The organism is Ruegeria sp. S84, from assembly GCF_056583445.1.
Map to the genome: position 1 here is coordinate 255,480 of NZ_JBWPVF010000001.1, position 14,660 is coordinate 270,139.

Genomic DNA, 14,660 nt, shown 5'->3' on the forward strand with positions numbered 1-14,660 from the left:
TAATTGGCGGCGCAACAAATTCCATTCTCTCAGGGAACAAGTTGCAGCCCTGAGAGGTATCCTATGTCACGTATTCTCGTTCTCTACTATTCAAGCTATGGCCACGTCCGCACATTGGCCAATGCCGAAGCTGAAGGCGCCAGAAGTGTTCCCGGCACTGAAGTTGACGTTCGACGTGTGCCCGAAACCGTCCCTGAAGAGGTCCGTCAGCAGGCTGGCTATGTCGTAGATGATACACCTGCCGCCTTGCCGACAGATCTGGAAAACTATGATGCAATCATCATTGGAACACCGACCCGATTTGGCATGATGGCTGGCCAAATGAAGTCCTTCCTTGACCAGGCGGGAGGGCTTTGGGCAAGGAATGCACTGGTTGGTAAGGACGGAGCGGTCTTTGCATCAACAGGTTCGCAACATGGCGGGCACGAGGCCACCCTTCTGACAACGCAAGTTCCTCTTCAACACTTTGGGATGCTGATTGCCGGAATGCCCTACACATTTGCTGGCCAGACTACATCAGAAGATATCATTGGCGGCGCACCATATGGTGCCGGAACGATCGCCGGTGCTGATGGTGCCCGCACACCTACCGAAATTGACCTGGCCGGAGCGCGGTTCCAGTGCGCTCATGTTGCAAGGATTGCAGCGTGCCTCGTTGGATCAAACCTACAAGCGGAAGCAGCGTAACCCGCGCGCCTCTGACGTCTCACTCAAATTCTCAAACGCCTCAGCCGGGAGACATACTATGTCACGTTCAACCGATATTCTTCTCACCTCACTCGCCCCAGCGGTATGGGGAAGCACTTATCTGGTAACTACCGAAGCGCTCCCGGCTGGCTATCCGATTACCCTGGCTGCGTTACGAGCTCTGCCTGCTGGCTTGTTGTTGCTTGCAGTGACGCGCTGCGTTCCACCACGCGAATGGCTTGGTCGAGTTTTCGTCTTAGGCAGCTTCAATTTCGCTCTGTTCTGGGTGCTCCTCTTCGTTGCTGCGTATAGGTTACCCGGTGGTGTGGCCGCCACCCTAGGATCGTTGCAAGCGATGATCGTGATTTTGATGGCGTGGGGATGGCTGGGAACCCCAATCCGACTTGGTGCGCTCGGCGCCGCCGCGACTGGCGCAATGGGTGTTTCCCTGCTGCTGATCGGACCTGAAGCACAACTTGATTGGATCGGTATAGCAGCGGGTTTGGGAGGAGCCGCGTCAATGGCTGCTGGCACTGTTCTCAGCCGGAAATGGCAACCTCCGGTTTCGGCGCTGAGTTTCACAGCGTGGCAATTAACAGCCGGTGGTTTGATACTGCTGCCAGTCGCACTATTCCTTGAGCCGCCTTTATCTGCGCTCAGCGCGACAAATGTCGCCGGGCTTATTTGGCTTGGGTTGATCGGTGCTGCAGCAACCTATGCTCTTTGGTTTCGTGGCATAGCGCGCCTGGAACCCAGTGCAGTTTCGATGCTCGGCATGATGAGTCCTGTAACAGCTGTCGTGCTCGGCTGGGTTTACTTGGGACAAACGCTTAGCCTCACTCAGTCTATAGGAGCAGCCATAGTTATCGGCTCTGTTGTGGTCGGCCAGAGCGTGAGTCGAAGGGACAACTTGGGTTTGAGAAAATGGAAACCAGCAACAGCTGGATCTGTTTGATGGGTTTGAGTCGCAAACAATGGGCCCGATCACGCAAGTGGGCGAGGAATGGCTCAGCGCCTCGCTCACCCTACATCGAGCGCCCCTGCAAACCGGCCCCCAAGGAGCGGTATCTGACGCGCCGGGAGATTTCACAGCTCTTGGCGGTCGACTGCGCACCGCACATCAAGCTAGCTATAGAGCTGATACTGTCGACTGCGGCTAGGGTTAGGGCTGTGTTATAACTCACATAGGATCGGGTCGATTTTGAACGTCGTCAGATCAATCTCCGCACTGGTGACGGACAGAGGAAGGGCAGGGCCATCGTCCCCATGACCAGGAGCCTTTATGCTGCGCTTTTGAACGCCCTGAAGGCTGCATTATCTGGCTATGTCGTGGAGTGGGCCGGCGGATCGGGAAAGTCAATCAAGAAAGGCTTCAAGGCGGCCGCAATCGTGGCAGGCCTACCTGACGTGTCGCCGCACGTCCAGCGGCACACGGAAGCTGTTCATATGGCTGAAGCAAGTATCTCGATGGAGGAGATCGCACAGTTTCTAGGCCATTCAGATTCCCGGATCACCGCGTCCGCCTACGTGCGCTACAGCCCTGAACACTTGCGTAAGGCTGCCAGTGCGTTGGAGTTCGACTAACGCTCAGATTCAACGAACCTCGGAGTCACTGTCTCAAAAACAACAAAGGCGCCCTCGGGCGCCTTGTTTTATTGGTCGGAGTGAGAGGATTCGAACCTCCGACCCCTGCCTCCCGAAGACAGTGCTCTACCAGGCTGAGCTACACTCCGACCGTGGCGCGTGATCTATACCTCGTCATATCGATGTGCAAGAGGGATTTTGGGCGTACACACATATGTCGTCGCTGGATTCGAGGGGTGGTTTTAACCCTTCGCCTGATCCGCGAATTCGCTGAGTCACTGCAACGGATCGGTTCGATACAGTCGGATTTTTGTTCCGCCGTGATCAACGATTGGGCCGGGGGAAGCATTGGCAATCGCGTTGCGCGGGCAAGTCCGGGTGTGGTGGTGATGATGCCCACACGCCATCGCTGGAAACGACTGGATAATACCTTGCCTAAACTGCCATAGAGCGACCGCAGGCGCTTTTCATCACCGATGCGTGCCCCGTAGGGCGGATTGACGATGACCAGCCCAGCTGGGCCTTCTGGTGGTTTGATGTCACTGACCGAGCAGTGCTGAAATCGGGTGGCATGATCCACATGTGCTTGCTGGGCGTTGGAGCGGGAAGCCTCAATCGCGCCTGCATTACGATCTGAGCCATAGAACCTGAGCTCTGTTTCGGGCGGATCGGTTTGGGCGCGCATATCTTGCCAGACATCTGGATCGAAGCTTGCCAAATCTTCGAATGCGAACTGACGTGAGCGGCCTGGGGGCAGACCAAGTGCAATTTCAGCCGCTTCGATAACGAATGTTCCAGAGCCACACATCGGGTCCAGAACCGGTTCAGACCCGTCAAACCCACACTCACGCAGGAACATCGAAGCCATTGTTTCCCGCATCGGGGCCTTGGCGACTGCAGGCTTATGACCGCGCTTGTGCAAGGGCTCGCCGGATGTGTCGACGGAGATCGTGCATATGTCTTTTTCGATTCTTAGCAGCACACGGACTTTGCCATCGGGTGAGACTGAGGTGCCGAGCCCCTCGGATATGGCTTGTTCGATGCGCTGTCGCGCCGCTCCTGCATGATAGATACGAGATTTGCGGCAGGTTGCTTCGACCTTCACGGGAATGTCTGGACTGAGATAACTCGCCCACGGAAATTTTCGGGCGCGCTTGTCCAATTGCGCCAAATGCACGGCGGGGAAACTGCCCAGTCGCACCAGAACCTTGTTGGCACCGCGCAATTCCAGATTGGCGCGCCAGACTTCCGGCCAATCGCCACGGCACACAACACCACCTGGAACGATCCTGGCGCCTGAGAATCCGCGCCCGATGACCTCGGCACACAAAGGCGTTTCGAGCCCTGGAGTGGCAATCAGAAAAATCTCGAATTTATCATTGTTGTCCATTGTGGTTGCTTACACCGGTTGATCAGCCTGTGCGACACGCAAATTAAATGGGCAAATTGTTCTGAACGACCGTAAGCTCAAAAGAATGTGACATTCCTTTTCGATTTTGGGCGGTAACAGGTTTGCGTTTGCACTCATCCCCGCGTAAAGGAGCCGTGATCGGAAATACGCCTGCGGATTCTGGTCGGATAATGGCGCTTTCGCGACCGGACAGACGGGAAATTTCGTGTTATTTCCTGGCATCATTGTAAGATGGCGCGCAGCAGGCGCAGGACAAAGGCTTGGAAGAACGTAGCAACATGCAAACTTTCAAACTAAAAAAAGGGTTGGATTTGCCGGTTGAAGGCGCGCCCGAACAGAAAATCCAGCCGGGGCCTGAATTCTCGTCGGTTGCCGTTCTGGGCAGTGATTATATCGGATTAAAGCCCAAGATGCTGGTGCAAGAGGGCGACGCGGTCCAGCGAGGAACGCCGTTGTTCTGCCACAAGGATGCGCCCGACGCGATGATGGTCGCGCCGCTGACCGGCAAGGTCGTGGCAATTAATCGCGGGGCGCGACGTGTATTACAGAGCGTGGTGATCGAGGTTTCGGATGCCAATGACGCCGGCATAGATTTCTCGGGCACCGGCGATGCCGAGACCGCCGAAGGTGTTACGGCTAAGCTCTGCGCGGCCGGGCTGTGGACTTCTTTCCGGACACGTCCTTATTCAAAGATGCCCGAACCAGGCTCCAAGCCTACAGCAATCTTCGTGACAGCCATGGACAGCGATCCACTGGCAGGTGATGCGGCATTGGTTATTGCGGATGCGGGCGAGGCATTTGCGGCTGGTCTCGCAGCTGTCTCAAACCTGACCGACGGCAAGACTTATCTGTGCCAGCAAGAGGGGGCATCCATCCCCGGTTCCGATCTGCCAGGTATAGAAGCGGCTGCGTTTTCCGGCCCACACCCCTCGGGCCTTGCTGGAACTCATATTCACTTCCTTGAGCCGCTGGGAGGGGACAAGCAGGTTTGGACCATTGGCTACCAGGACGTGATCGCGATCGGTCGTCTGATGCAGACCGGTCATCTGGATTCAAACATCGTGATTGCTCTGTCTGGACCGGGCGCGCGCCAGCCGCGCCTGATCCGCACCGTGATGGGCGCGTCGACGGATGACCTGACCCGGGATGAAGTGAACGTCGACGGGATCGCGCGGATCATCTCGGGGTCGATCTTGTCGGGGCAGCATGCCGATGGTCCGACCGCCTATCTGGGCCGTTTTGCGCGTCAGATCAGCATTATTCGCGAAGATCATGATCAGCACACACTGGGCTGGATTCTTCCTATGCCCTCGAAATATGCGGTACAGCCTGTTTTGGGATCGGCTTTTGCTAAGAAGCTCTATTCATTCACGTCAAACCTGAATGGTGGTCGCCGCGCGATGGTGCCGACTGGTGTATTCGAAGAGCTTATGCCCCAGGATTATCTGCCGACGCAATTGCTGCGGGCGCTACTGGTGATGGACACCGACACCGCGCAGGCGCTGGGTGCACTGGAACTGGACGAAGAAGATCTGGGCCTTGTGGGCTTTGCCTGCCCTGCGAAATATGAATATGGGCTGGCGCTGCGCGACTGCCTCACCAAGATTGAAAAGGAGGGCTGATCCACATGGGTTTGCGCAGCTTCTTCGATCGGATCGAGCCGAACTTTACCAAGGGCGGCAAGTACGAAAAATATTTCCCCATCTACGAGATGGTGGAAAGTTTTATCTACACTCCGAAAACCGTCACGACCGTCGCGCCGCATGCGCGCTCTTACGTGGATATGAAGCGGATCATGACCTATGTCGTGATTGCTACGATCCCCGCAATCCTCTGGGGGATGTATAACACCGGCTATCAGGCAAACTCGGCCATCGCCACGCTAGGACCGGATTCGGCAACAGGATGGCGGATTGCGATCCTGCAGATATTCGGTATCTCGCTGAACCCTGACAGCATTTTCGCCAATGTGATGCATGGATTGATGTATTTCCTTCCGATCTACATCACCACACTGGTTGCGGGCGGTATTTTTGAGGTCATCTTCGCCACTGTGCGCGGCCATGAGGTCAATGAGGGTTTTCTAGTAACCTCGATGCTTTACACGCTGATTATGCCTGCGACAGCGCCATTGTGGCAGGTCGCGTTAGGCATCATTTTCGGTGTCGTGATCGGTAAGGAAGTATTTGGCGGCACGGGCAAGAACTTCCTCAACCCAGCGCTGGTCGGGCGTGCTTTCCTATATTTCGCCTATCCCGCGCAAATGTCGGGGGATTCAGTCTGGACCCCGGTGGATGGATTTTCCGGTGCGACTGCTTTGGGTATCTCAGCTGCTGAAGGCGTTCAAGCACTGGCGGCCGACGGGATCACCTGGGCCAATGCCTTCTTCGGGCAAATTCAGGGTAGCTTTGGAGAGACATCGACGCTGGCTTGCATGATTGGCCTGGCCTTCCTGCTGACGACCAAGATTGCCAATTATCGCCTGATTGTGGGCTGTCTTGCGGGCACGATAGGCTTCACGCTTCTGCTGAATCTGATCGGATCGGACACAAATCCGATGTTCGCGATGCCTTGGTACTGGCATATCGTTCTTGGGGGCTACGCCTTTGGTCTGGCGTTCATGGTAACCGAGCCCGTTTCGGCCAGTCACACCAATATGGGCCGCTACATCTATGGCGCGCTGATTGGTATCATGGTTGTGATGATCCGCGTCATTAACCCCGCTTTCCCAGAAGGTATGATGCTGGCAATCTTGTTCGGAAACGTTTTTGCGCCGCTGATCGACTATTTCGTCGTCCAGGCAAACATCAAACGGAGGGCGCGTCGCCATGTCTGATACGCAATCCAATGAACCCAAGGGAGCGATTGCCAAGTTTCTGGCTGCTTCGCCAGATTCGGTTGGCAAGACTATCTTTGTTGCCGTTGCCGTCTGCCTTGTAGCCTCGATGGTCGTGTCTGCTGCTGCGGTCAGCCTGCGCCCGGTGCAGGAAATCAACCGTTTGAAGGATAAGCAAGTCAACGTTCTGCAAGTTGCCGGCATCTACGAACCAGGCATTGATGTGACCGAGGCATTCGCTGCCTTTGAGCCGCATGTACTGGAATTGTCTACAGGTGAATTCGTTGACGATCAGTTCGACGCGATCACCTTCGATGATATCGCTGCTGCCAGCGATCCAGAACTGAGCGTAGCTTTGGACGATGACCCGGCTGGGATCGGGCGCAAGTCCAAGTACCGCGTGATCTATCTGCTGCGTGATGATGCCGGGGCGCTCGACAAGGTAATCCTGCCGCTTCACGGCTATGGCCTCTGGTCCACGCTCTATGGTTTCATCGCGCTGGAAAACAACGGCAACGATATCTACGGCCTGCAGTTCTATCAGCACGGTGAGACACCGGGCCTTGGCGCCGAAGTGGACAATCCTCGCTGGAAGGCGCTGTGGAATGGCAAAAAGCTGCGCGATGATGCAGGCGATCTGCAAATCACCGTCGCCAAGTCGCAACCCGCAGCAGGTCCTGATTTCTATGTCGATGCGCTGGCAGGCGCCACGCTGACTTCGGTTGGTGTCGACAACCTGGTGAAATTCTGGATGGGCGACGCGGGCTACGCTCCGTTCCTGGCCAAACTGCAAGCAGGAGAGCTTTGATGTCTCAGACCAAGAAAGAGATGCTGGTCGACCCGCTTGTCGACAACAACCCGATCACGCTGCAGGTGCTGGGCATCTGTTCGGCGCTGGCGGTGACCTCGTCGCTGCAGGTGTCGATGGTGATGGCGCTGGCGGTGATCTTCGTAACCTCGTTCTCGTCCTTCTTTATCTCGTGCCTGCGAAACCAAATCCCGGGTTCGATCCGGATCATCGTACAGATGGTTATCATTGCCTCACTGGTGATCCTGGTGGACCAGATCCTCAAGGCTTATGCGTTTGAGATTTCGAAAACCCTTTCGGTCTTTGTCGGCCTGATCATCACCAACTGTATCGTGATGGGCCGGGCCGAGGCGTTTGCCATGAAGAACCCCCCGGTCGCGTCCTTTATCGACGGCATGGGCAACGGCATGGGCTATGGTCTGATCCTGCTGCTGGTCGGCTTCATTCGTGAGCTGTTTGGCGCCGGGTCACTTTTCGGTGTCACCATTCTGGAGACCGTCAACAACGGCGGCTGGTATGTGCCCAACGGCATGCTGCTGCTGCCGCCGTCGGCTTTCTTCATCATCGGTCTGATCATCTGGGCCTTCCGCACATGGAAGCCGAACCAGGTGGAAGAGCGTGAATACAAAATCCAGCAGGTAGAGGCCCACTGATGGAAGGTCTGATTTCACTGGCCGTAAAGGCCATCTTTGTCGAAAACCTTGCGCTCAGCTTCTTTCTGGGGATGTGTACCTTCATCGCTGTTTCGAAGAAGATTTCAACTGCGCTGGGTCTGGGCATCTCGGTCATGGTGGTGCAGGCCATCACCGTGCCGGCGAATAATCTGCTGCTGAACTATCTGCTGAAACCAGGTGCGCTGGCTTGGGCAGGTTTCCCGGATGTGGACCTGACTTTCCTTGGACTGATCTCGTATATCGGCGTGATCGCAGCGATGGTTCAGATCCTAGAGATGGTGCTGGATAAGTACTTCCCCCCGCTCTACAACGCGCTTGGGATTTTCCTGCCGCTGATCACTGTAAACTGCGCCATTTTGGGTGGTTCACTGTTCATGGTGGAACGCGACTACAATTTTGCCGAAGCGGCGACTTACGGTCTGTCCTCTGGCTTTGGCTGGGCTCTGGCGATTACTGCGATGGCGGGTGTTCGGGAAAAGCTGAAGTATTCGGACATTCCCGATGGTCTGCAAGGCCTGGGCATCACTTTCATCACCGCTGGACTGATGGCGATGGCCTTCATGTCCTTCTCGGGCGTGAAACTGTAAGGAGGGCGGAATGGAAACCTTTGGCTTAGGTGTAGCCCTTTTCACCGTTATCGTTCTTGGTCTGGTTGCCATCATCATGGCGGCGCGGTCCAAGCTGGTTTCAACCGGTAACGTGAACATCACCATCAATGGTGAGAAAACAATCTCGGTCCCGGCGGGTGGCAAGCTGCTGCAGACGCTTGCGGCAGAGAAGCTATTCGTGCCCTCCGCTTGTGGTGGTGGTGGCACCTGCGCGCAATGTCGCGTGCGCGTGCATTCCGGCGGTGGCTCGATCCTGCCGACCGAGGAAAGCCATATCACCAAGCGCGAGGCGTCTTGTGGTGACCGGCTATCCTGTCAGGTTGCAGTCAAGCAGGATATGGACATCGAAGTTCCCGAAGAGGTCTTCGGCGTCAAAAAATGGGAATGCACGGTGCGTTCGAACGAGAACGTAGCGACCTTTATCAAGGCTCTGACGCTGGACCTCCCGGAAGGCGAGGATGTGAATTTCCGCGCTGGTGGTTACATCCAGATCGAAGCGCCTGCGCACCAGTTGGCCTATACGGATTTCGACGTCGAAGAAGAATACCGCGAGGATTGGGATCGCTTCAATCTATGGCAGTACAAATCCGTCGTCGCCGAACCGATCGAACGCGCCTATTCCATGGCAAACTATCCGGATGAAAAAGGCATGATCATGCTGAACGTCCGCGTGGCTTCGCCCCCTCCTGGATCCGAAGGCATTCCTCCGGGTCAGATGTCGTCGTATATTTTCAACCTGAAACCGGGCGACAAGGTCACAATCTCAGGTCCTTTTGGCGAGTTCTTTGCTCGAGAGACAGAAAAAGAGATGGTCTTCATCGGTGGTGGTGCTGGTATGGCCCCAATGCGCAGCCATATCTTTGACCAGCTCAAACGCCTTGAAAACCGCAACCGCAAGATCAGCTTCTGGTATGGCGCGCGGTCGAAGAAAGAGATGTTCTTTGTCGAAGATTTCGACACGCTGGCCAAGGAATTTGACAATTTCGAATGGCACGTTGCGTTGTCGGACGCCCAGCCCGAGGATGACTGGAAAGGCTACACTGGCTTTATCCACAACGTTCTGTTCGAGGAATATCTGAAGAACCACCCAGCACCCGAGGATTGCGAATACTACATGTGTGGTCCGCCAATCATGAACCAGTCGGTCATCAACATGCTGCTGGATCTGGGCGTGGACCGCGAAGACATCATGCTCGACGATTTCGGCGGATAAACAGAATCGGTCGGTTCCAACCCTTGGGACCGACCATTTTCATTTTGGGTCTGATGTTGGGCAGGCTGCCAATATCAACGTCTGCATTTGGCGAATTCCGCTTCATATTTTGCCGCATTGGGCAGCAGGTCTTATGTTAACCGGATGGATCAAAAGGCTTATCGCATCTCAAACACCGCCTGATCAGACGGTGAATCTGCATTCATTGGCGCCTACAGAAAAATTCTACGCAATCGGAGACATTCATGGGAGGTTGGATCTTTTACAACGGCTCCTGCCTGCGCTGGATAACGACTGTCCGGTGGTGTTTGTAGGCGACTATGTTGACCGGGGCGGATACAGCGCGCAGGTGTTGCGTCAGCTACATCACCTCGACACGAACCCCGAAACGCGGGCGATCTGCCTGAAAGGCAATCACGAAGATATGCTGCTTGGGTTTTTGTCTGATCCAACCCGGATGGAGCGTGTCTGGCTGTATAATGGCGGTGCTCAGACTTTGGCTTCGTTTGGGCTTGCGGATATTGACCAGTCCAACCCGCAAGCCGTTGCCGAACAACTGCAGCAAGCGATGGGACAACCGCTTCTGGACTGGTTACAAGATCGGCCGCTGACCTGGACGAGCGGGAATGTAACGGTTGTTCATGCCGCGCTTGATCCTTCGCAGCCGGTCGATCGGCAACAGGACAGAACTTGCCTTTGGGGGCATCCTCAGTTCCGCAAGAAACGCAGGAAAGACCAGCAATGGGTGGTGCATGGCCATACCATCGTCGACGAAGCTCGGGTCGAGCATGATGTCATTTCGATCGATACAGGTGCATTCATCACCGATCAGTTGACGGCTGCGGAAATCTCGCCTGGTTCTGTCCGATTTATCTCGACAACGCACACCGGAATCGCGCGCGTATCAGCGTAAGTCGCTAGCCGACGATCATTTGCTTCATTCTAAGTGCTTCGTATTCCAGTTCTTTCAAGCGGAAATGAACCACATCGCCAATGGTGATCACCCCGCGCAGATTTCCATCACTCAGCACGGGCATATGCCGGAACCGGCCTTCGGTCATGGTTTTCAGCACATCGTTCAGATAATCTTCGGGGCTGCAGGTTTTAACCTCAGTCGTCATAAGATCAGCCACGGATTGGGGTAGGGTCTGGCCGGGCGTTTCCGCCATACGGCGCACGATATCACGTTCGGAAAGGATACCCTGCAGGGCACCATTCTGATCCGTCACAACAACGGCCCCGATGCGTTTTTCGCGCAAGATATCCACGACCGAGTGAATCGTGTCGTTGGGCCGCACCGAAAAAACGGCATCCCCTTTGCCTTCCATCAGTTTCGCAACCGTTGTCTGGGTATGCGACAGATTGGTCTCAACTGATTGACTGCGGGTTGTCGCCGCGGCCTTGTCGCCGCGTGTCGGAGGCTGGTAAGAGCTTGGGGCCATGGGCGGTCTCCTCTTTCACCGGTATTGTCCTTACAACCTACCTTACCGCAGGGACCGGCCCTGTATAGGGTGCAATTTCGAAAACCGGCGTAACTTGGCCACTTCAAAAGGAAATTGCTTGTGAGCAACCTGTATTTGACGCCACCAGTCGCCGCGCTGATATTCTTTATCGTGGTGGTCTGCGGCCATAATTTTCGCATGGCTTGGAAACAGCAACCGGAAGGTTGGCAAAAGCGCGCTTGGCTGTTTGGCGTCCCGGCAGCAATCGGGCTTTTTGCATTGGCGTTTTTGCCGCTCAAGATTTGACGCCGGTTTGACTCTGAACAGGCTCACTGGCATATGCCGGGCAAGAACACTCCCGGGAGATTGCACCATGCGCCCACTGATCGCACTGGCCTTACTTTTGACTGTTTCGGCCTGCTTGTTTGGCAAAGAGCCTGACGTGGTACGCCTGTCCGGCGAGACGATGGGCACCACGTTCAACATCACCGCAATCGGCGATGATTTGGACGAAGCAGCGCTGGGGCAAGCGGTTCAGGAGACCCTGGCACAGGTCAATGCCAAGATGTCCAACTGGGACCCGAATTCCGAGGTCTCGACCTTCTCGGCCTCAGGCAGCACGGACCCCATGCAAGTGTCAGACGAATTTGCCTTCGTCATCGAGGCCGCAAATGAGGTTCACGAGAAATCCGGTGGTACGTTTGATGTTACCCTTGGTCCGCTGATCGAATTGTGGGGGTTTGGACCGCGAAAACCTGAAGACCCAATTCCGGCAGATGACGAGATCGCGACAGCGCTTGGGCAAGTGGGACAAGCGCGGTTGTTAGACTTGGATCGCGGAGCGGGCACTTTGGCCAAGTCAGAGGCCGGAGTCGGGATCAACCTGTCTGCGATTGCCAAAGGCTATGGCATCGATGCGGTTGCCGCACAGCTGCGCGAGGTCGGGATCGAGAACTATATGGTCGAGATCGGTGGTGATCTGGTGACCATGGGCGCGAATGACAAAGGCGAAAGCTGGCGGATCGGGATCGAAAAACCCGAGACTGGCGCGCAATCAATCCAGTTGATCGTGCCGCTCGACAATCTGGGAATGGCGACCTCGGGTGATTACAAGAACTTCTTCGAACAGGACGGGGTGCGCTATTCGCATATCATTGACCCGACGACGGGCCGCCCGATTACTCATCGCACCACTTCGGTTACTGTTTTAGCAGACAACGCCATGATGGCGGATGCGTGGGCAACGGCGATGCTGGCATTGGGTCTGGAAAAGGGTCTGGAACTGGCCGAAGAGCATAAACTTGCCGTGTTCTTCATCTCTCGGGATGTGACAAGCGGAGAAGAAGCCTATATCACCGTACAAAGCAGCGCCTTCAAGGATGCGCTGGGGACCAACTGACCGGTAGGAACCGCTATGAGCACCTTTATTCTAGCCTTTTTCCTGTTGCTGATCGTCATGGTTGGCATGGCGCTGGGTGTGATGTTGATGGGCAAAACCATCAAAGGCAGCTGCGGTGGCCTGAACGCGATCTCGGGTGCCGATAAATGTGTGGTCTGTCAAAAGGATATCGATCCCGACAGCCCTCTGCGCGACCAGTTGCAGTGCAAGCGTGCGAAAAAGATGCTGCAACAGATGGAAGGCTAGGATAACCCTCTTGGCATGAACAAAGCCAAGAACGTCCTCTTCATCATGTTCGACCAATTGCGCTGGGATTACCTCAGCTGCTACGGACATCCATATCTGCATACGCCAAATATTGACCGTCTCGCCTCGATGGGTATGCGGTTCACACGTGCCTACATCCAGTCACCGATCTGCGGCAGTTCCCGTATGTCGACCTATACCGGCCGCTATGTGCATTCGCACGGCGCGTCATGGAACGGAATCCCGCTGAAAGTTGGTGAGATCACCATGGGCGATCACTTGCGCAAGGCAGGGATGGATTGCTGGTTGGTTGGCAAGACTCATATGCGTGCAGATGCCGAGGGTATGGCCCGTTTGGGGCTTGAGCCCGACAGCCTGATCGGGGCACGCGTCGCTGAATGCGGGTTTGATGTCTTTGAGCGCGATGACGGGATGCGCCCCGAAGGGCCGGATGGGTTTTATGACCCGGATGGCGCCAAAAGGTACAACGAGTATCTGAAAGACAAAGGCTATGAGAGTGACAACCCCTGGCACGACTTCGCCAATTCGGGGCTGGATGAAGAGGGCAATGTACTTTCAGGTTGGTTCCTGAAAAATTCGTCAGAGGCCGCGAATATCGCCGAGGAAGACAGCGAAACGCCTTATCTCACCTCTCGCGGCATGGAGTTCATTGAAAACCATGAGGGGCCGTGGTGCTGCCACCTCAGCTATATCAAACCACATTGGCCCTATATTGTGCCAGAACCCTACGCCTCGATGTTTGGTCCCGAACATATTCTGCCTGTCATTCGGTCCGAAGCTGAACGGCAGAACGCTCATCCGGTGCTGAAAGAGTTCATGGAAACGAAAATCGGCCAGACCTTCTCGCGTCAGGATGTACGCGAGGCCGTGATCCCAGCCTATATGGGCCTGATCAAGCAGGCTGACGACCAAATGGGGCGGCTGTTTGACTGGATGGAACAGACCGGACGAATGCAGGACACGATGATCGTGCTGACCTCGGACCACGGGGATTTTCTGGGCGATCACTGGATGGGAGAGAAGACCTTCTTCCATGACGCCTCGACCAAAATGCCGCTGATCATCTATGATCCATCGCCCGAGGCTGATGCCACGCGCGGCACCACATGCGATGCATTGGTCGAATCCATCGATCTAGCGCCCACGTTTCTGGAGGTTGCAGGCGGTGAACCCGCAGGGCACATTTTGGAGGGGCATTCGTTGCTGCCCATCCTGCACGGTCAGGCCGAAAGCACTCCGCGCGATGTGGTGATTTGTGAGTACGACTACTCCGCATCCCCCATAGCGCAGACACTGAACGCCTCGGTTCGGGATGCGGTCATGTTCATGGTTGCAAACGAGAAATGGAAGCTGATCCATTGTGAAGGGGGCTATCGCCCGCTTTTGTTTGATCTAGAGAATGATCCGAATGAGCTGACGGACCTGGGCGAAAGCGATGAGCATGCAGACATCATCGCCGAGATGTATGATCACCTGTTCACCTGGACGCGGCGCCAGTCGCAGCGCACGACCCGGTCGGAAGAACAACTGCTAAACATGCGTGGATCAAGCCGAGGAACAGGCGTGGTGATCGGTATTTACGACGAAAACGAGATGCCGCTTGAGCTGACCGTTAAATACCGCAACCGCAAAGCGCGACCCTTTGGGGACTACAAGACAGATTAATTCTTCATTCGCGGCCCTAATGACGGTTCAACCTTGAGCGGGCAGGGGGTAGAAGACAGCAACGCC

General features: G+C 55.6%; 15 protein-coding genes, 1 tRNA gene and 1 pseudogene. 14 read left to right on the forward strand and 3 right to left on the reverse strand.

The window, feature by feature from the left end; all coding sequences use genetic code 11:
• Nucleotides 1-63 precede the first annotated feature (63 nt).
• From wrbA to AC1DFB_RS19870, 3 genes are all read left to right on the forward strand, one after another.
• On the forward strand, nucleotides 64-687 hold the full coding sequence (wrbA, locus tag AC1DFB_RS19860) for an NAD(P)H:quinone oxidoreductase (RefSeq protein WP_480922645.1): 624 nt from the start codon (nucleotides 64-66) through the stop codon (nucleotides 685-687).
• A 58-nt stretch (nucleotides 688-745) separates the two neighbouring features.
• Entirely contained in the window at nucleotides 746-1,642 is an 897-nt protein-coding gene (locus AC1DFB_RS19865) for an EamA family transporter (protein ID WP_480922646.1), read from the forward strand.
• 260 nt (nucleotides 1,643-1,902) lie between these two features.
• Nucleotides 1,903-2,271, forward strand: a complete 369-nt coding sequence (locus AC1DFB_RS19870) for a tyrosine-type recombinase/integrase (RefSeq protein ID WP_480886681.1) — start codon at nucleotides 1,903-1,905, stop codon at nucleotides 2,269-2,271.
• Between the two features lie 72 nt (nucleotides 2,272-2,343).
• Here the strand turns inward: AC1DFB_RS19870 and AC1DFB_RS19875 are convergent.
• Together AC1DFB_RS19875 and AC1DFB_RS19880 are read right to left on the reverse strand one after the other, a co-directional pair.
• Nucleotides 2,344-2,420 (reverse strand) — tRNA-Pro (locus tag AC1DFB_RS19875).
• A gap of 126 nt (nucleotides 2,421-2,546) precedes the next feature.
• Nucleotides 2,547-3,661, reverse strand: a pseudogene (locus AC1DFB_RS19880) (THUMP domain-containing class I SAM-dependent RNA methyltransferase).
• 299 nt (nucleotides 3,662-3,960) lie between these two features.
• Between AC1DFB_RS19880 and AC1DFB_RS19885 the strand changes: the two are divergent.
• From AC1DFB_RS19885 to AC1DFB_RS19915, 7 genes are all read left to right on the forward strand, one after another.
• Entirely contained in the window at nucleotides 3,961-5,304 is a 1,344-nt protein-coding gene (locus AC1DFB_RS19885) for a Na(+)-translocating NADH-quinone reductase subunit A (RefSeq protein WP_170596542.1), read from the forward strand.
• Nucleotides 5,305-5,309: 5 nt separating this feature from the next.
• On the forward strand, nucleotides 5,310-6,518 hold the full coding sequence (locus AC1DFB_RS19890; RefSeq protein ID WP_480922647.1) for an NADH:ubiquinone reductase (Na(+)-transporting) subunit B: 1,209 nt from the start codon (nucleotides 5,310-5,312) through the stop codon (nucleotides 6,516-6,518).
• Nucleotides 6,511-7,326, forward strand: a complete 816-nt coding sequence (locus AC1DFB_RS19895) for a Na(+)-translocating NADH-quinone reductase subunit C (RefSeq protein WP_480922648.1) — start codon at nucleotides 6,511-6,513, stop codon at nucleotides 7,324-7,326. The genes AC1DFB_RS19890 and AC1DFB_RS19895 overlap by 8 nt, the downstream gene beginning before the upstream one ends.
• The gene (locus tag AC1DFB_RS19900; RefSeq protein WP_152460184.1) at nucleotides 7,326-7,979 is read left to right on the forward strand and encodes an NADH:ubiquinone reductase (Na(+)-transporting) subunit D; all 654 of its coding nucleotides are present in this window, start codon (nucleotides 7,326-7,328) and stop codon (nucleotides 7,977-7,979) included. The genes AC1DFB_RS19895 and AC1DFB_RS19900 overlap by 1 nt, the downstream gene beginning before the upstream one ends.
• Nucleotides 7,979-8,587 (forward strand): NADH:ubiquinone reductase (Na(+)-transporting) subunit E, encoded by a 609-nt coding sequence (nqrE, locus tag AC1DFB_RS19905; RefSeq protein ID WP_050603817.1) that lies wholly within the window; start codon nucleotides 7,979-7,981, stop codon nucleotides 8,585-8,587. Before AC1DFB_RS19900 ends, nqrE begins: the two co-directional genes overlap by 1 nt.
• A gap of 10 nt (nucleotides 8,588-8,597) precedes the next feature.
• Nucleotides 8,598-9,821, forward strand: coding sequence for an NADH:ubiquinone reductase (Na(+)-transporting) subunit F (gene nqrF, locus AC1DFB_RS19910; RefSeq protein ID WP_170393981.1), 1,224 nt, complete (start codon nucleotides 8,598-8,600; stop codon nucleotides 9,819-9,821).
• Nucleotides 9,822-10,074: 253 nt separating this feature from the next.
• Complete coding sequence (locus tag AC1DFB_RS19915) at nucleotides 10,075-10,734, forward strand: metallophosphoesterase (protein WP_480922649.1); 660 nt, start codon at nucleotides 10,075-10,077, stop codon at nucleotides 10,732-10,734.
• Between the two features lie 4 nt (nucleotides 10,735-10,738).
• Here the strand turns inward: AC1DFB_RS19915 and AC1DFB_RS19920 are convergent, their stop codons facing one another.
• Nucleotides 10,739-11,263, reverse strand: coding sequence for a CBS domain-containing protein (locus AC1DFB_RS19920; protein WP_170393976.1), 525 nt, complete (start codon nucleotides 11,261-11,263; stop codon nucleotides 10,739-10,741).
• Nucleotides 11,264-11,383: 120 nt separating this feature from the next.
• Here AC1DFB_RS19920 and AC1DFB_RS19925 point away from each other — a divergent pair, with 120 nt between their 5' ends.
• From AC1DFB_RS19925 to AC1DFB_RS19940, 4 genes are all read left to right on the forward strand, one after another.
• Nucleotides 11,384-11,569: a hypothetical protein gene (locus AC1DFB_RS19925; RefSeq protein ID WP_170407230.1), complete on the forward strand. Its 186-nt coding sequence runs from the start codon at nucleotides 11,384-11,386 to the stop codon at nucleotides 11,567-11,569.
• 67 nt (nucleotides 11,570-11,636) lie between these two features.
• Entirely contained in the window at nucleotides 11,637-12,662 is a 1,026-nt protein-coding gene (locus AC1DFB_RS19930) for an FAD:protein FMN transferase (RefSeq protein WP_170625667.1), read from the forward strand.
• Nucleotides 12,663-12,677: 15 nt separating this feature from the next.
• The gene (gene nqrM, locus AC1DFB_RS19935) at nucleotides 12,678-12,908 is read left to right on the forward strand and encodes a (Na+)-NQR maturation NqrM (protein WP_170393970.1); all 231 of its coding nucleotides are present in this window, start codon (nucleotides 12,678-12,680) and stop codon (nucleotides 12,906-12,908) included.
• Between the two features lie 15 nt (nucleotides 12,909-12,923).
• Entirely contained in the window at nucleotides 12,924-14,594 is a 1,671-nt protein-coding gene (locus AC1DFB_RS19940) for a sulfatase-like hydrolase/transferase (RefSeq protein ID WP_480922650.1), read from the forward strand.
• Nucleotides 14,595-14,660: the final 66 nt, after the last annotated feature.